The sequence below is a fragment of the Flavobacterium resistens genome (genome assembly GCF_900182645.1).
Taxonomy (GTDB): Bacteria; Bacteroidota; Bacteroidia; order Flavobacteriales; family Flavobacteriaceae; genus Flavobacterium; species Flavobacterium resistens.
This window is the reverse complement of sequence record NZ_FXTA01000005.1, coordinates 293,081-310,965: the sequence shown is the minus strand read 5'-3', so window position 1 is coordinate 310,965 and position 17,885 is coordinate 293,081. Positions and strand designations below refer to the sequence as shown.

Below are 17,885 nucleotides of genomic sequence, written 5' to 3'. Positions count from 1 at the left end.
AAAAACGATATGGTTACAAATCAGATAGATATTTCGGCAAAAATTCATCCTAAAGTTGTTTTGGGTGAACATAATAGGATAGGAAAAAATGTTGTTATCGAAGTAATTGGAGATGATCCAAACATTGAAGTTTTAATTGGAGATAATAATATAATTAACGATAACACACGTATTTTCATTCATGGAAAATTTAAAGTAGGTGATTGGAATGTTTTTCATAATGATATGCTTATCATGGCAGAAGATCATATCATAATTGGTCATAACTGCTGGTTTGGTCAAAATACTATTTTGGATGGTGCCGGAGGACTAGAAATAGGTAACGGCGTAAGAGTTGGCATGTATTCTCAGATATGGACACACGTTGCGAGTGGTGAACAAATAGAAGGATGTATATTATTTGCAAAAAGGAAAACAAATATATTGGATGATGTCTGGTTGGTTGGAAGTTGTGTAGTTGGTTCTGGTATTACTTTGGGTAAAAGAAGTACGGCATTAATTAATTCGGTTATTACCAAAGATACACTGCCGAATAGTGCATATTCCGGAAGTCCCGCTAAATTAATGGAAAAGCTAAATTTTTATTTGCCTAAAACAATTGATGAAAAATTTGAAATGCTTGAAAATTGGTTAAAGGAATTTATTTCAACGAACTCTACTAATTTTCTTTTAGATTCTACAGATAATGATTTGATTCTTTTGAATTCTGTTAATAACGAAAAAGTAATTTTTACAAAATCAGAAAATAAAATAGATGACATTTCTATAAGTGTTTTTTATCTGTTTGATAAGACTTTTAATAAAACTAATATTCTAACAGAAAGGATGGTATATAAGTTTTTATACAATAATAAGGCGAGATTTATTCCTTTAAATTAATCTGATCATTCTATTAAAGAAAAATAAATGGGAGCAATTATTAGAAATATTGAATATGTTTTTCCTGACCAAAAAATTACAAATGAAAATCTTTTGGAAGCATTTCCGGATTATGATTTTGATAAATTTGAAGAAAAAGTCGGAATTAAAAATAGATATTGGGTTACTGAAAATGAAACTGCTTTAGATTTGGCTGTAAAAGCCTGTTTAAAGCTTTTTACTAAAATAGATTCCAAAGAGATAGATTTTATTTTGTATTGTACACAAAGTCCAGAATATTTTTTACCAACTACTGCATGTGTCTTACAGAATAAACTAGATTTGAGAAAAGATATTGGAGCATTGGACTTTAATTTAGGCTGTTCTGGTTATCCTTATGGCTTAAGTATTGCAAAAGGATTAATTAATACAGGACAAGTTAAAAATGTTTTGCTGGTGACGGCAGAAACATATTCAAAATATCTACATCCTAATGATCGTTCAAATAGGGCTATTTTTGGAGATGCAGCAACAGCAACATTAATTTCGTTTTCTGAGAAAGAATATTTTGGAGATTTTCTTTTTGGAACCGATGGTTCTGGTTATGATAAGCTAATTGTAAAGAATGGATGTAGTCGCAACGCTTATGATTTTAATGCAGAAGAAAAAGTTTATGGAACAAATAACACATATACAGATAATAATCTTTATATGAATGGTCCGGAAGTTTTTAATTTTACCAGTGAAGTAATTCCTGAATTTACTAAGGAGGTTTTATTAAAAAATAATAAAAGTATTGATGATATTCATCAATTTGTATTGCATCAAGCAAATTCTTTTATGCTAAATTTTATAAGGAAGAGATTGAAAATCGAAGAAGATAAATTTTATAGAAATTTATCTGACGGAGGAAATACAGTTTCATCTACTATACCTATTGCATTAAAAAATTACTCTCAATTAAATAATTTCGATGAACAAGATGTCATAATTGTAGGGTTTGGTGTAGGGCTTTCATGGTCAGGTGGATTAATAACAATTAAAAATAAATTATAATGGATAAAAAATCTTTTATTTTAAAATTACAAAATGATTTAGAATTAGAAACAGAAATCAATGAGACATCAATACTTAAAGATCTAGACGAATGGGACTCAATGACCGAAATGGTATTAATTGGACTTGTTAATGAAGAATTTTCAGTTAGACTAAACCATGATGATATTGAAAAAATTTCTACAGTAGATTCTTTAATCGAAATTATTGGATTTGATAAATTTGATTAAATAAGATTTATCATTGAATAATTTTTTGATTTGTAATAATCTTTTTTGTTGAAATAATTATGAAAGTACTTTTAACTGGTGCAACTTCAGGAATAGGCTTTGAAACATTGAAACAGCTTGTGAATAATGGTTGTTTTGTATATGCTATAGGGAGAGATTTCTCTAAAATTGAGTTGTTTTTAAAAGAAAATAGGTCAAGCATAGAAACTTATGAATTTGATTTAGCTATTGTCGATAATATTGAAAATATATTTTCAAAACTTGATTTAGATAACGGAAAGCTTGATGCAATGATTCACTGTGCAGGTATAGAGGAAACAACTCCTTTAATACAAAGTACACCAGAGAAATTAGATCATATGTTTAACATAAATGTATTTTCAGGCATAGAGTTACTTAGAAGTTTTTCGAAAAAAAAATATTGCAATGATGGTGCAAGTGTTGTTTTTTTATCCTCGGTAATGGGAATTTTAGGGCAACCTGGTAAAATTGGTTATTGTGCTTCAAAAGCAGCTGTTTTAGGTGTTGTAAAGTCAAGTGCTTTAGAATTAGCAAGAAGAAAGATAAGGGTAAATGCCGTTTTGCCAGGTATTGTAAATACGCCAATGACTAAATTGTTATTTGAAAGTATTAATGAGAGTCAAATTGATAAAATTAAAGAAATGCATCCATTAGGTTTTGGCGAGGTTGAGGACGTAGTGCCAACCATTTTATTTCTTATTTCAGATAAAGCACGATGGATTACAGGACAGAGTTTTGTAATTGATGGAGGATATTCAGTACATTAAATTACTGTAAACTAATAATTTTATTGATATTTAAGAAATGCTTAAAAATATTATTGCCAATTATATTGGTAGAATTTGGGGTATAATTTCAGTATTTGTTTTTGTACCCTTTTATATAAAAATACTGGGCATTGAATCTTATGCAGTAATTAATTTTTATACGGTTATTTTAACAATAATGTATTTTGCTGATGGAGGTCTTTCGGCTACTTTGAATAGAGAAATTGCTAGAAATAATAACGCCCAATATTTAAATAATATGCTTTTTACAATTGAGCGATTATATATTGGGATTTGTGCAGTTATTGTAATTGTTATTTTTTTGTTTTCTAATTTTATAGCTTCCAATTGGTTAAATTCTCAAACTATTCCTGCAAACGAGTTATCTATATATATTAGTTTGATGGGAGTTAGTGTAGCTTTCCAGTTATTTACCACCTTAGAGAGTAGTGGATTGATGGGGCTTGAAAAACAAGTATTATCAAATGGAATTCAAGTTTCAAGCAGTATTTCCCGTTCAGCGTTGGTTTTTATTCCTTTATATTTTTTTCCTTCATTATTAACATTTTTTCTTTGGCAGATGGCAATGAATATCTTGTTTTTCTTCATAATGAGATATAATTTGTGGAAATTTATAAAATTAAATGTAGTTGCCGTATTTGATAAAAATGTTCTAAAAACAGTTGGGAAGTTTGCTGGAGGTATGATGTTAATGGCAATAATTGCTTCACTTAATACTCAAATAGATAAGATAGTCATAAGTAAGATCCTTTCCTTAAAAGAATTTGGTCATTATTCTCTAGCTGGCGTATTGTCTCAAGTTCCAGAATTAATAATTACACCTATTGCGGTTGCCATCTTACCTAGAATGGTTAAGTATACAGAAAACAAAGAACATAAAGAATTAGTTAAACTTTTTCATGTTAATTCGTTTATTTTATCAGTTTTAGCAACAACAGGAGCGTTAGTGCTTTTTCTCTTTACAAAAGATTTTCTGTTTATTTGGACGCGAGATTTGTTAATAGCTGATTCCATTAAAAATGTTACAAAAGTTCTGTTGTTTGGAGGAGTATTTTTGTCATTTCAATACATGCCATATTATTTAGCAATAGCAAATGGTCATACTAAAACTAATGTTAGACTAGGGATTATAGCCATAATTTTTATAATACCAGCTCTTATTTTCTTCGTGAAGACTTTCGGTTTAATAGGAGCCACTTTTACATGGCTTGGAATGAACATTATTGCATATATTTATTTAGGATATTTTCTAATAGAAAAATTTTTAAAATCAGAATTTAAAAAATGGTTACTTATTGATACATTAATTCCTTTAGTAGTAGCTGTTTGTATAGGGTGTATAGCTTATTATTTAACTTTAAACTTGCCAAAAGGTTATTATGTATTATTGTATTCTGTTATTATAGGATTGATTTCATTAGGCTTGAATTTATTAATATTTAATGCAATAAATCCTAAATATAAAATAAACATAAGAGAATCGATTAAAAATGGAAAATTATAATAAACTACTGTCCGTAATTATACCTACAAAAAATAGGTATGAATGTCTTTATCCAGTAGTTTCTGCGTTACTAAAATATATTGAAAGTGAAAACGTTGAATTTATTATTCAAGATAATTCTGACGTTAACAGCGAGGCGCTTTTGTTTTTTAATACACTAAAAGATGATAGGGTTAAGTATTTTTATCATCCTGGGAATATGTCAATTATTGAAAATACTATTTTGGCAATAGATAATGCAGCAGGTAAATATCAAATTTTTATTGGTGATGATGACTTAGTTTCACCTTATATATATGAGTTTGCATTATTTATGGATAAGGAAAATATCAAAAGTTTAGTTTATAATCCTGCCTATTATTGGTGGAATACTGTAGAGTTTATAAATGAAACTTATTTTCATCGAAAAAAAGCACTTTGGCTACCAAATAATCAACTTTTACAATTTGTTGAAAAGAATTCAGACGAAGAACTTAATATAATGTTAGAAAGCGGAGCTGGAATTTTTCAAGGATTACCAAAATTTTATCACGGAATTGTTAGACGTGATGTATTGGAAGAAATTAAAAATATAACTGGAACGTATTTGCCCGGTGCAAGTCCAGATATTGCTTTTTCAACAGCTATAGCTTTTGTCATAGATAAATATTTTTATGTGAATTTCCCTGTAAGCATCTTTGGAGCTTCTAAAAATAGCGGAGGAGGGATGACAGCAAGAAATAAGCATTATGGTAAAATTGAAGAACAAAAACATTTACCTAAAAAAACAATTGACAATTGGAATCCTTTAGTGCCAAAAATCTGGTCTGAAAAAACAATATATGCGCAAACAGTCACTGAGGTACTTAGCGAATTTAATTCATCAAAGAAATTTAATTATATTAGTTTTTATGGAACAATGTTGGCTTATGAGCCATATTTATTTAGTGAATTATTAAAATCAGTAAAAAAATACTGTCAGAAAAATATTATTGATTTGGTAAAAATAAGTCTTGTTTTTTTTAAAAAGAAAACTGGTATATGGTATAGAAAAATAAGATTTCTATCAAAAACAAATCAATATAATGTCATCATAGCAGAAGATGTTGATTATGTTATGAAAACATTGAAAGAATCAAAAATAGAAGCGAGTCAATTTCATTTCAAAAAATAAAATATGGTTGTTTTTGCAGAATTACAAATGCAAGGTGATAAACACGTACATGTAAATAGTGGCTTATTGAAGATTCTTCAAAAATCTTTTGATAAAAAGCGAATTGATGTTTTTTGTGATGAGAGACATAAGATAGAATTGTCTAATTATATTGAAAATACAGATTTCTATAATTTTACTAATTTTAAATATACAGGTGAGGCAGAGTTGAAAAAAAGCGCCGTTTTAAAGAAAACAGTTAGGGAAACCTTATTAGCGTATAAAATTTTCAAATATGCCAAAAAAGAGAAAGTCGAATTAGTTGTTTTTGCTTCTGCATTTCCATTTACTTCCATTTTGCTTAATTTTTTTTCACTGTTATTTTCGCAAAAGACAATAATATGTTTGCATGGCGATATCGGTGTTTTGAGTTTAAAAAGAAAAAAGTTAACCACTACAATTTATAGAAATGTAATTAAATTTTTTTTCTTAACAAGACCGGCTAAGGTTGTGTTGCTGTTTTATGGTAAGACAATTGAAGAAAAACTATTTAATAAATTTCCAAATTTTAATAATAGGAATACAATATCAATTGATCATCCTTATAATTATGATACGAAAGAAATAAGCGATCAGTTTATTCAAAAAAGTAATGTCATAACAATTGCAAATATTGGTACAGGATTGATGAATAAAAATTCTCATTTATTCTATAAACTTGCAGAAAAACAGAGACTTAATGTTGAGAATGGTAAAGTTAAATTTATTCAAATTGGAAATGTATCTCAAGAAGTTCTAAGTTATTCAAATAAATTTGTCGAAATTATAAATAACAATACTTTTATCCCATTTGATTTATTTGAAAAAGAAGTTAATAAAGCAGATTTTTTTATTTATTTTTTTAAAGAAGACTCTTTATATGATTTATGTCCAAGTGGAACCTTTTTTGATGCACTAAAATATAAAAAGCCTATAATTTCTCTTAGAAATCCTTTTTTTGAATTTTATTTTAAAAAATTAGGTAATATTGGATATTTATGTGATACAGTTGAAGAAATGAGTGAAACCATAAATCAAATAATTCAGGATAATTCTGAAAAATATGATGACCAGGTTTTGTCTTTAAATAGAGCTACTAAGTTACTTTCAAATGAAAATATTCAAAAAGAATTTATGGATCAATATAAAAGATTGAATATATGATTAGTGATTATAACTCCCAAAAATCAGTAAAACATTTATACTTTTTCTTTATAATTACATCATTTACATCATTTTTATATGCAGTTTTTAAAGGTAGATTAAATGGTGACTTTTTGGGTGTCGAAGTTGTATTACCATTTTGGCTTCTTGTAATTAATCTTCTATTTACTATTCTTCCATTTATTGTTACTTGGAAAATTTATTTATATTTTAAAAAGAAAAAGATCAACAAGTGCATAACAATGCCTGTGAGATTTTTTGAAATTTTTTTAATTTTTCTTATTATTTGGAATGTTGCTGTTACACTTATTTATGGTGTAGGAGTTCTGGCAGCTCCACCATATGAAGCTCCACCCATAATTAAACCTATTATTCAAATAATGAATAGGTTTAATTATTTTTATGGCGCTTTTATTTATATTTTGCTAGTTCCAAAAAAAAATAAGTTTCAATTTCTATTAGTAATTCTGCTTTTGGTATTGGCTTATTTAAGGGCAGGATTAGGTGTTTTGTTGTATTTCGGAATGTTATTTTATATTAAATACTTTGTTGAAGTAAATCTTTTTTTTAAGAAACAAAAAATTATAATTCTTATTTTATTGTTTTTTTTTCCAATAGTAGTGAACGGACTTTATGAATTGCGAAGTATTTTAAGAGGACAAGAAACCGAAGAAACCTATTCTGATCCTATACTCGGAGTGCTAATGGGAAGACTTTCCAGTTTTTCTGATTCAGCTTTTATTATGCAGGAGGCGCCAGTATTTTTTATTAGTGCACAAGAATTAGATCCCTTATATTTTCAAAAACAAGCTTTAGGAGGAGTTTTGAGTTTAGATTATATGCCCGCGCATAGACCTGAAACTATGCTTTTTAAATTTTATTATGAGAACTCCGAGGATAATGTTGCCTACATGGCTGGGACTCAAGGGAATTTGTACTTGTCGTTGTTTAAATCTCCTCTGGTATTAGTTTTAAATATATTAACTATTTTTTTATATATAATATCTACATTTATAGTCTTTAGGATGCTTCGGTTTGAATATGCAAATGAGTTAGCATTTATGTTATTGCTTTATGTTTTGATGAGTGGAGTATCTAATGAATATGCATTTCTAATATTCTCAATTTTTGTTTATGTTGTATTGTTTATGGTTGTGAATTTTTTAAATTTTAAAAAGAAAGATGAAAATAGCTTATATTCTACCTAAATTAGCTAATCAAGGACCAGTTATTGTTGCAAAAGACATTATTGAAAATATTAAAGAAAATGTTGATTTAATAGATGTTTATTATTTTGATGATGTAAGAGAAGTGGATTTTGATTGTAATACTTACAGGATAGGACTTTTTGATAAAATCGATTTTTCTAAGTATGATATTGTTCACTCTCATATGTTAAGACCAGATTTTTATGTTTGGTTTCACAGAAAAAAAAGCAATAATAAAACGATTTTTATTTCTACTCTACATCAAAATATTTATGATAATTTAAAAGGGAATTACAATCCTTTTATTGCATATTTTTTTGAAAAAATTTGGTTATTCCTTTTAAAAAAGCAAGACTACGTTATTACTCTTACCAATGAAATGAAAGCCATTTATGCAAAAAAAACTAAACTAAACTTACAGACTATCTATAATGGCAGAAATTGTCAAAATAAAATTGATGAAAATATTTATATAGATGAGAAAGATACTTTAGAGCAAATAAAATCTAAATACAAAGTTATTGGTTCACATTGCTTACTTACAAAACGTAAAGGTATTCATCAAATAGTTGAGAGTTTAACTTTATTGGAAGATTATGCTTTGATAATTGTAGGTGATGGTCAAGAGAAAGAAAATTTATTAAATCTAGCTAAAAAATTAGGGGTAGAGGAGCGTTGTTATTTTCTTGGATATAAGTCAAATGCAACAGTTTATTTAAATTATTTTGATGTTTATGTTATGTCCTCCTATTCAGAAGGATTTCCTTTAGGACTATTAGAGGCAGGATTAATGAAGTTACCAGTTGTGTGTTCAGATATTCCAATTTTTAGAGAATTATTTACAGATAAGGAAGTATGTTTTTTTAAACTTGAAAATATTCAATCACTTGCAAAGGCAATTTCCGAATGCTATGAAAATAAAGAGACATTAGCTAATTCAATATATAGTTTAATTCAAGAGGAGTATAGTGTAAATAAAATGGGTCAAAATTATATGAATTTATATAAAAAAATACACTAGAATGATTATCGAATGTATCAATAATATATTATCATTAAATTTTTTGACTAAGTAAAATAATTAACTAAAAATGAAAACAAGAATAACTTCATGTATTGTTTTATACAATAACGACGTTACAATGTTAAGAGAAGCTATTAATTCATTCTTAAATACAAATTTAAGTGTAAAATTATATCTTGTAGATAATTCTCCAAATGATGATTTGAAAGTTTTAGAAGATGATCCAAGGATAGAATATATTCATAATCCGTCTAATCCGGGATTTGGCGCAGCTCATAATCTAGCGATAGAAAAAGCTTTTAATTTAGATTCTGATTACCACTTAGTTTTGAATCCCGATATATATTTTGAGAAAGGGAATTTGGAAAAATTATGCGTATTTATGGATACCAATCTCGAAATTGGCCATGTTATGCCTAAAGTTACTTATCCAAGTGGAGAGTTTCAATATTTGTGTAAAACTAATCCAACTTTTTTTGATTTATTTGCTAGAGGATTTATGCCTTCTTTCTTAAAAAAAATGTTCAAAAAAAGAATGAATAAATATGAATATAAGGATAAAGATTATAACGATATAATATACAATGTGCCTTATTTATCAGGTTGTTTTATGTTTTTAAGAACCGACATTCTTAAAAAAGTAGGTTTGTTTGATGATAGAATCTTCATGTATCTGGAAGATGCAGATTTGACTAGAAGATTTTTAGAGGTTTCTACTACTGCTTATTACCCAGAGGCACATGTTTACCATCACTTTGCAAAGCTCACGCATAAAAAACTAAAATTTAAATGGATAACAGTAGAAAGTGCGATTGTATATTTTAATAAATGGGGATGGTTAAAAAGCTTTTATTAAAATGAATATATTATTAACTGGTGCAAATGGATTTTTAGGTAAATCTATATCAGAAGGAACTCATGCCGATAATCATATCAAAACATTATCAAGAACAGCTGGAGATTATAAAATATCTTTAGAAAAAGAAATCCCTGTTTTTAAAGAAAGTTTTGATCTTGTAATTCATGCAGCAGGGAAGGCTCATGTTGTTCCCAAAACAGAATTAGAAAAAAAACAGTTTTATGATGTAAACGTTGTTGGGACTCTAAATCTATTGAAAGGACTTGAGAAAGGCGCCTCTTTGCCAAAACAGTTCGTTTTAATAAGTTCTGTAGCTGTATACGGAAAAGATTTTGGAGTAAATATTGATGAAGAACACCCTTTAATGGCTTCTGACGCATACGGATTGAGCAAGATTGAGGCAGAAAAAGCAGTTTTAAATTGGTGTGAGAAGAATAAAATAGTGTGTACGATTCTTAGGTTGCCTTTATTGGTCGGTAAAAATCCTCCCGGAAATTTAGGAGCAATGATAAAAGCTATTGATAAAGGGTTTTATTTTAATATTGATAAAGGTAAGGCAAGGAAAAGTATGATTTTGGTTGATGATGTTACCTCATTTATTTTCATTGCAGCATCTGTGGGTGGAATATATAATTTAACCGATAATGTTCATCCAAGTTTTGATGAATTAAGTAAAGCACTTTCTACGAATGGTAAACGCTATTTAAGTTTACCTCTCATTTTGGCAAAAGTTATTGGTAAAATAGGAGATTTACTAGGGAATCGTGCTCCAGTTAACACGTCAAAAGTAAAAAAAATAACTTCAAACTTAACGTTTGATGATTCTAAGGCAAAACAACTTTTTGATTGGAAACCAAAACCTGTTTTGGAATATATTAAAAAAGTTGGTGTTAGAGATGTAAAAACATTTCAATAGATTTTAAAGAAAAATGGAATACACAATTTTAGGAATTATCTTAATGGCTATTATGTTGCTTTATTTTAGAGTAGCAGACAGATTTAATATAATTGACAAACCAAATCAAAGAAGTTCACATACAGAAATAACATTAAGAGGAGGCGGAATCATTTTTTGGTTTTCAGCCTTGCTTTATTTTGTACAGCATATTCAAAACAATTATCTTTTTTTTACAGGAATTACTCTTGTAAGCTTAGTTAGTTTTTGGGATGATATTCAGAGTTTATCAAATAAAATCCGAATTTCAATTCATTTCCTTTCAATTACATTAATTTTTTACGATCTGAATTTATTCAATACAATGCCGATTTGGGGTATTGTTATTGCTTATGTTATCGCAATTGGACTAATAAATGCTTATAATTTTATGGATGGCATTAATGGCATTACTGGGCTTTATACTCTTGTTGTGATGGGATCTTTGTTATATGTAAATACAAAAATCCAGCTTTTTACTGACGGAAATTTTATAAAATATGCTATGCTTGCAAGCTTAGTTTTTTTATTTTTTAATTATCGTAAAAAAGCAAAATGTTTTGCCGGTGACGTTGGAAGTATTGCCATAGCTTTTTGGATAATATATTTAGTTTTAAAATTAATTCTTGTTACCGAGTCACTTATTTGGTTGTTGTTTTTAGCGGTTTATGGAGTCGATGCAGTTTGCACAATCTTGCACAGAATTTATCTTAAACAGAATATTTTTGAAGCACATAGATTGCATTTATATCAGATTCTGAGCAATGAATATAAGTTACAACATAGATTAGTAGCTTTGCTTTATGCTTTAATGCAGACTGGAATTTCTTTTTTAGTTGTCGTTCTCTATCAAAAATTTCAAGATGCAGTTATATTTTTAATTGTAGTGCCGCCTTTGCTATTTATTTATTCAGCAAAATTTTATTTGATAAACAAAAATAATTTAAGAGCAGAAGTATGATTCCTAAAGTAATTCAAGGAGGAAATTTTTCAGATCACCGAGGTACTATTTCATATGTTAATGATTTCAGTTTTCAAGATATTGAGAGGTTTTATATAATAAGCAATTCTGATGAGAATCCTATTAGAGCTTGGCAAGGGCATAAACTAGATGCTAAAAATTTTTATTGCTTATCCGGGACTTTTAAAATTCATTTTGTAAAAATTGATGATTGGGAAAATCCATCAAAAAACTTAAAAATTGAGACGATATTTGTTTCAGAAGCTGACAGTAAAATAGTTCATATCCCAGCGGGCTATGCTAATGCGATTGAATCATTAGACAGTAATTCAAAATTAATGTCATTTTCAACTTTACCCTTATCAGATGTAAAGGATGATGATATTCGCTATCCAGCAGATTATTGGTTAATAAATGGATAATTCTAGAATTTATTTGTCCATAGGAGTGCAAAGTGGTTTTGAAAAAGAATATATTTCAAAAGCTCTTGAAGATAATAGGATAACTTCTGGAGGCCCAAATGTCGATAATTTCGAAAGTGAGCTCCAAGGATATTTAGGTGAAAACTTATTTGTAGCAGCATTAAATTCCGGAACATCTGCAATTCATTTAGCACTGATTTTATTAGGTGTAAAAAAGGATGATGAAGTTATTTGTCAGACAATGACATTTTCTGCATCCGCAAATCCGATTTTGTATCAGGGAGCTATTCCTGTTTTTGTTGACAGCGAAAAAGAAACTTGGAACATTTGTCCAGAAAATCTTGAAATTGCCATTAAAGACAGAATAAAAAAAGGGAAAAAACCAAAAGCAATTATTGCTGTTCATTTATACGGTATGCCTTATAAAGTTGATGAAATTCATGCAATTGCTGATAAATATGAAATTCCAATAGTTGAAGACAGCGCTGAGGCACTTGGGAGTTGTTATAAAGGGAAAAAATGTGGAAGTTTTGGTGCTATTGGAATTTTGTCATTTAATGGAAATAAGATTATTACCACTTCTAGCGGAGGGGCATTGATTTCTAACTCTAAAGAAATAAAAGATAAGGCTATATTTTATGCCACTCAGTCAAAAGACAAAGCGGTTCATTATCAACATAGTGAAATCGGTTATAATTACAGAATGAGTAACATTTGTGCAGGCATTGGTATTGGACAAATGAAAATATTAAAAAATAATATCGGTTCAAGGAGAAATAATCACTTATTTTATAAGGAACTTTTTGGTAAAATTCAAAATGTAGAATTTTTTGATAATTTAAATGAAGATTATTTTTCAAACTATTGGTTAAATACAATATTATTGGAATCGGAAGAGCAAAGAGAAAATTTGCGAATTGCCTTTGATAATGCTAACATAGAAAGTCGTCCTTTATGGAAACCTATGCATTTACAACCATTTTTTGAAAAATATCCGTACTATGGAAGCAATATTGCTGAAGAATTATTTAAAAAAGGTTTATGCCTGCCATCAGGATCAAATTTAAAAAACGAAGATAAAATTAGAATTAAAGAAGTTGTAGAACTTCTTTTTTAAATGAAGTAAAGAAAAATATGAAAATTGAAGAAACATTTATAAAAGATTTAGTAATTGTAGAACCAACCGTTTTTGGTGACGAAAGAGGGTATTTTTTTGAATCATATAGCAAAACTAAATTTCAAGATTTAGGAATTAATATTGATTTTGTTCAAGACAATCAGTCCTTTTCTAAAAAAGGAACTTTGAGAGGTTTGCATTATCAAAACCCGCCGTTTGCTCAAACAAAATTAGTTCGAGTTTTAGAAGGTGAAATTATTGATGTAGCGGTAGATTTAAGAAAAGATTCGCCTACTTATGGTAAATCATTTAGTGTTTTATTGTCAGCGGAAAATAAAAAACAGTTATTAGTGCCTCAAGGATTTGCACATGGTTTTTCTGTTATTAGCGAAACGGCTTCTGTAATGTACAAATGTGATCAATTTTATAACAAAGCTTCTGAAGGTGGTATAAAATATGATGATCCATCTCTAAATATTGATTGGGGGATGGATTTAAAAGATGCAATTGTTTCTGAAAAAGATCAAGTTCTTCCATTTATTGAAAATTGTAATAGTTTGTTCTAATGAAAAAAATACTTGTAACTGGAGCAAATGGACAATTAGGGTCTGAATTGAAGGTTTTATCTGGTAATAATAAAGATTTTGAATGGATTTTTGCTGATCGAACCAAGATAACACTAGATAATCTAGATTTATTAAAAGTTCAATTAAATGATATTGATCCAGATGTAATTTTTAATTGTGGTGCTTACACGGCAGTTGATAAAGCCGAAAGTGAGAAAGAAATAGCCTTTGCCGTAAACCATTTGGCTGTTGAAATCATAGCAAAATACGCTTCAGAAAAAAAAGCTAAATTAATTCATGTTTCAACAGATTACGTTTTTGATGGGTCTTCTTCAATTGCTTTAAATGAAGAAGCTGAGACAAACCCAATAAATGTTTATGGTGAGAGTAAAAGAGCTGGCGAAATTGCCTGTTTAAAGGAAAATCCAGATTCGATTATCATTAGAACATCATGGGTGTATAGTAAATTTGGAAACAATTTTGTTAAAACCATGCAACGATTAATGCAAGAGAGAGAGACGATTAATGTAGTAAATGATCAGATTGGTTCTCCAACTTATGCGGCAGATTTAGCTCAGGCGATGATTGATATTTTAGAAAATTCAGAATGGATTCCTGGAATTTATAATTATTCGAATGAAGGTGAAATAAGTTGGTATGAATTTGCGTTGAGCATTCAAGAATTAGGGAAATATGATTGTAAAGTAGGAGGAATTCCATCATCATCATATCCAACTCCAGCAAAACGTCCAGAATTTTCATTATTAGATAAAAAAAAGATCAAAGAGATTTATAATTTGAATGTTCCACATTATAGAGAAAGTTTGAAAAAAATGATTGAATAATCTATTTCAATAGCTTTGGCTTTTGAAATTAAAATTAAAAATATGAAAGGAATTATACTAGCGGGGGGATCCGGTACAAGATTGCATCCATTGACATTGGCAGTTAGCAAACAATTAATGCCGGTATATGATAAACCTATGATTTATTATCCGTTGTCAACTTTAATGATGTCTGGAATTAATGAGATATTAATTATTTCTACTCCTCATGATTTGCCAAATTTTAAAAAACTGCTTGGAGATGGTTCAGATTTAGGGTGTAAATTTAGTTATGCAGAGCAAGCAATACCAAATGGTCTGGCTCAAGCCTTTGTAATTGGAGAAGAATTTATTGGAGATGATGATGTAGCTTTAATATTAGGTGATAACATATTTTTTGGTTCTAATATGCAAGAGCTTTTAAAATCAAACACAAAGCCAGAAGGAGGAGTTGTATTTGCTTATCATGTTTCAGATCCAGAACGATATGGAGTAGTTGAATTTGATGAAAATTTAAAAGCGATTTCAATAGAAGAAAAGCCACTTGAACCAAAATCAAGCTATGCAGTTCCAGGATTGTATTTCTATGACAACTCAGTGGTCGAAATTGCAAAAAACATTAAACCAAGCTCTCGTGGTGAATATGAAATTACAGATGTTAACAAAGTTTATTTAGAACGAAAAGCATTAAAAGTTGGTATTTTAAGCAGAGGAACAGCTTGGTTAGATACAGGAACTTTTAATAGTTTAATGCAAGCTGGTCAATTTGTGCAAGTTTTAGAAGAAAGACAAGGACTTAAGGTAGGATGTGTTGAAGAGATTGCATGGAGACAAGGTTTTATAAATGATTCTCAATTAGAGGAACTTGCATTACCTTTAGTCAAATCAGGCTACGGAAGTTACCTAATTGAGTTTTTAAAGCAAAAGAAAAAAGGAGCCAAAATTTAATTTACTTAGTAGAAATACTTTTTTAAACGTTTAATTTGTATTTTTGTAAGACCTACAAATTTGCAGAATCAAAATTAATACCATTGAATACAGATAAACAGGCCAAAATAGCTGACGTTTTGCATAACTCATTATCTCCTAGAAACCTAAGGGCACATATAAATAACCTTAGCTATTTACCTAGGTGGATTATTGTTGCGATTGATGTAATGGTCTTAATATTTTCGTTTAGTTTTACTTATATGTTGTTTGAAGGGACGGCATTAGGGTATATTATTACATCTCACGACTTTTATTTTGTTTCAAGTTTAATAATCGTAAACATATTTTTCTTTTGGCTGTTTAGAACTTATTCAGGAATTATAAGGCATTCATCTTATATTGATGCTATAAAATTACTGTTTTCACAAATGTCTGTTTTAGTGTTCTTTTTATTTTTCAATTTGGTTTTTGAATTATATACAGGACATAAAGCTTTTTTAAACACAGCCCTTTTTATCAATTTGGTTTTATCATTTTGCGGGTTGTTCTTATACCGCGTAATTGTTAAGCAAACCTTTGAGTTATATTTTTCAGAAAAGGCAAATACAAAACTTATTAGAACGGTAATTTATGGAACAGATGCAAATGCAATTTCTGTTGCAAATGCATTAAAATTTGAAACACCATCCCGATTTAAAATTGTTGGATTTGTTGATAAAAACAATCAAAACGCATCAAAAAGGATGCTTGATTTGCCAATTTTGATTTTAAGAAAAAAATTGCCTGCTTTAATGCGTTCAGTCGCAGCAGAAGGAGTGATCATTGCTGATAAAAGTTTATCTAAAGATGAGCAATTAATTATTGTAGATCAATGTTTGGAATTTAATTACAGAGTTTATACAGTTCCGCTTATATCAGATTGGGAAAATCAAAAAGAAATTTCTCAGAAAGTTAAAAATATTCAGATCGAGGATTTGTTAGAAAGAAAGCCAATTGTTTTAGACAGTAAATCGATTTCTAAACAATTAAAAGATAAGACGATTTTAATTACAGGCGCAGCAGGTTCAATTGGAAGCGAGATAGTAAGACAAGTTCTTGGTTTTAATCCTAAAGTTGTAATTATTCTAGATCATGCTGAAACTCCTTTGCACAATTTATGCTTAGAAACATTTGCAACAAAAGCTGAAACAAAAATTGTTGCAGTAATAGCTGATGTAAAAAGCAAGAAAGCATTAGAAAAGGTTTTTAAAAGCTATAATCCGCATGTTGTTTTTCATGCTGCAGCTTATAAACATGTTCCTTTGATGGAAGAAAATCCATCTCAGGCTATTTTGACAAATATAAAAGGAACCAAGAATTTAGCAGACTTAGCATGTAAATATCGTGTCAAAAAATTTGTTATGGTGTCAACAGATAAAGCTGTGAATCCTAGCAATGTTATGGGCGCAAGCAAGCGAATTGCTGAAAAATATGTTCAATCATTATTTTTGAAAAACCAAAGAGAAAATAATGAAACGATTACAAAATTTATTACGACTCGTTTCGGAAATGTATTGGGATCAAATGGTTCTGTAGTTCCATTGTTTACAAAACAAATTGCTGAGGGCGGGCCTGTAACAATAACGCATCAAGATATTATACGTTATTTTATGACCATTCCTGAGGCTTGTCAATTAGTATTGGAAGCCGGTGCGATGGGTAATGGAGGGGAAATTTATATTTTTGATATGGGTAAACCAGTTAGAATTATAGATTTGGCAAAAAAAATGATCAAACTAGCAGGTTTTATTCCAGATAAAGAGATCAAGATAAAAATTGTTGGGCTACGACCTGGAGAAAAGCTTTATGAAGAATTATTAAATGATACTTCTAAAACGTTGCCAACTTATCATAACAAAATCATGATTGCGCAGGAAATTCAGGATGAATATGAAAATTTGCACACCGATATAGACGAACTTATTGGTATAGCCGACTTCTATGACAATGATGATATTGTTGCAAAAATGAAAAAAATTGTTCCTGAATTTAAAAGTATGAATTCTACTTTTGAAGTTTTGGATAAATAATTTCCGTACAATAAAATCTAGTTTAATTTAAATAATTATGAAAGGTGTTTTTTAAAAACACCTTTTTGCGTTTTTATAAATTTATAATCGACTAAAAATCTTGTTAAATTATAAAGGATCCCCCTAGATTAAATTTTATAGAAAAAATATTCAATTGTATTTCAAAATGAAAAACATTC

Annotated in this window: 18 protein-coding genes; all 18 read left to right on the top strand. The window is 28.9% G+C overall.

What is annotated here, in order from left to right:
* Nucleotides 1-9: 9 nt before the first annotated feature.
* The 18 genes from FN795_RS18420 (at nt 10) to FN795_RS18335 (ending at nt 17,706) form a co-directional block, all read left to right on the top strand.
* Nucleotides 10-879 (top strand): acyltransferase, encoded by an 870-nt coding sequence (locus FN795_RS18420; protein WP_142451988.1) that lies wholly within the window; start codon nt 10-12, stop codon nt 877-879.
* A gap of 27 nt (nt 880-906) precedes the next feature.
* Nucleotides 907-1,914 carry a ketoacyl-ACP synthase III gene (locus FN795_RS18415; RefSeq protein WP_142451987.1) on the top strand — a complete coding sequence of 336 codons (1,008 nt, stop codon included), beginning with the start codon at nt 907-909 and terminating at the stop codon, nt 1,912-1,914.
* Nucleotides 1,914-2,144, top strand: a complete 231-nt coding sequence (locus FN795_RS18410) for an acyl carrier protein (RefSeq protein ID WP_142451986.1) — start codon at nt 1,914-1,916, stop codon at nt 2,142-2,144. The genes FN795_RS18415 and FN795_RS18410 overlap by 1 nt, the downstream gene beginning before the upstream one ends.
* 59 nt (nt 2,145-2,203) lie before the next feature.
* On the top strand, nt 2,204-2,932 hold the full coding sequence (locus FN795_RS18405; protein WP_142451985.1) for an SDR family NAD(P)-dependent oxidoreductase: 729 nt from the start codon (nt 2,204-2,206) through the stop codon (nt 2,930-2,932).
* Nucleotides 2,933-2,969: 37 nt separating this feature from the next.
* Nucleotides 2,970-4,457, top strand: a complete 1,488-nt coding sequence (locus FN795_RS18400; protein ID WP_142451984.1) for an oligosaccharide flippase family protein — start codon at nt 2,970-2,972, stop codon at nt 4,455-4,457.
* Nucleotides 4,444-5,610 (top strand): glycosyltransferase, encoded by a 1,167-nt coding sequence (locus FN795_RS18395; protein ID WP_142451983.1) that lies wholly within the window; start codon nt 4,444-4,446, stop codon nt 5,608-5,610. The genes FN795_RS18400 and FN795_RS18395 overlap by 14 nt, the downstream gene beginning before the upstream one ends.
* A 3-nt stretch (nt 5,611-5,613) precedes the next feature.
* Complete coding sequence (locus FN795_RS18390; RefSeq protein WP_142451982.1) at nt 5,614-6,792, top strand: glycosyltransferase family 4 protein; 1,179 nt, start codon at nt 5,614-5,616, stop codon at nt 6,790-6,792.
* Nucleotides 6,789-8,000 carry an oligosaccharide repeat unit polymerase gene (gene wzy / locus FN795_RS18385; RefSeq protein WP_142451981.1) on the top strand — a complete coding sequence of 404 codons (1,212 nt, stop codon included), beginning with the start codon at nt 6,789-6,791 and terminating at the stop codon, nt 7,998-8,000. The genes FN795_RS18390 and wzy overlap by 4 nt, the downstream gene beginning before the upstream one ends.
* A complete protein-coding gene (locus FN795_RS18380) occupies nt 7,975-9,021 on the top strand; it encodes a glycosyltransferase family 4 protein (protein WP_142451980.1) in 1,047 nt (348 codons plus the stop codon). Before wzy ends, FN795_RS18380 begins: the two co-directional genes overlap by 26 nt.
* 70 nt (nt 9,022-9,091) lie before the next feature.
* Nucleotides 9,092-9,880 (top strand): glycosyltransferase family 2 protein, encoded by a 789-nt coding sequence (locus FN795_RS18375; RefSeq protein WP_142451979.1) that lies wholly within the window; start codon nt 9,092-9,094, stop codon nt 9,878-9,880.
* Nucleotide 9,881: 1 nt separating this feature from the next.
* Nucleotides 9,882-10,799 (top strand): NAD-dependent epimerase/dehydratase family protein, encoded by a 918-nt coding sequence (locus FN795_RS18370; RefSeq protein ID WP_142451978.1) that lies wholly within the window; start codon nt 9,882-9,884, stop codon nt 10,797-10,799.
* A 13-nt stretch (nt 10,800-10,812) separates the two neighbouring features.
* On the top strand, nt 10,813-11,778 hold the full coding sequence (locus FN795_RS18365; RefSeq protein ID WP_142451977.1) for an MraY family glycosyltransferase: 966 nt from the start codon (nt 10,813-10,815) through the stop codon (nt 11,776-11,778).
* Nucleotides 11,775-12,200: a WxcM-like domain-containing protein gene (locus FN795_RS18360; RefSeq protein WP_142451976.1), complete on the top strand. Its 426-nt coding sequence runs from the start codon at nt 11,775-11,777 to the stop codon at nt 12,198-12,200. The genes FN795_RS18365 and FN795_RS18360 overlap by 4 nt, the downstream gene beginning before the upstream one ends.
* Nucleotides 12,193-13,317, top strand: coding sequence for a DegT/DnrJ/EryC1/StrS family aminotransferase (locus FN795_RS18355; RefSeq protein WP_142451975.1), 1,125 nt, complete (start codon nt 12,193-12,195; stop codon nt 13,315-13,317). Before FN795_RS18360 ends, FN795_RS18355 begins: the two co-directional genes overlap by 8 nt.
* A gap of 17 nt (nt 13,318-13,334) precedes the next feature.
* A complete protein-coding gene (rfbC, locus tag FN795_RS18350) occupies nt 13,335-13,883 on the top strand; it encodes a dTDP-4-dehydrorhamnose 3,5-epimerase (protein ID WP_142451974.1) in 549 nt (182 codons plus the stop codon).
* Entirely contained in the window at nt 13,883-14,728 is an 846-nt protein-coding gene (gene rfbD / locus FN795_RS18345) for a dTDP-4-dehydrorhamnose reductase (RefSeq protein ID WP_142451973.1), read from the top strand. Before rfbC ends, rfbD begins: the two co-directional genes overlap by 1 nt.
* A 42-nt stretch (nt 14,729-14,770) precedes the next feature.
* The gene (gene rfbA, locus FN795_RS18340) at nt 14,771-15,655 is read left to right on the top strand and encodes a glucose-1-phosphate thymidylyltransferase RfbA (RefSeq protein ID WP_142451972.1); all 885 of its coding nucleotides are present in this window, start codon (nt 14,771-14,773) and stop codon (nt 15,653-15,655) included.
* A gap of 83 nt (nt 15,656-15,738) precedes the next feature.
* Nucleotides 15,739-17,706 carry a polysaccharide biosynthesis protein gene (locus FN795_RS18335; RefSeq protein ID WP_142451971.1) on the top strand — a complete coding sequence of 656 codons (1,968 nt, stop codon included), beginning with the start codon at nt 15,739-15,741 and terminating at the stop codon, nt 17,704-17,706.
* Nucleotides 17,707-17,885 lie beyond the last annotated feature (179 nt).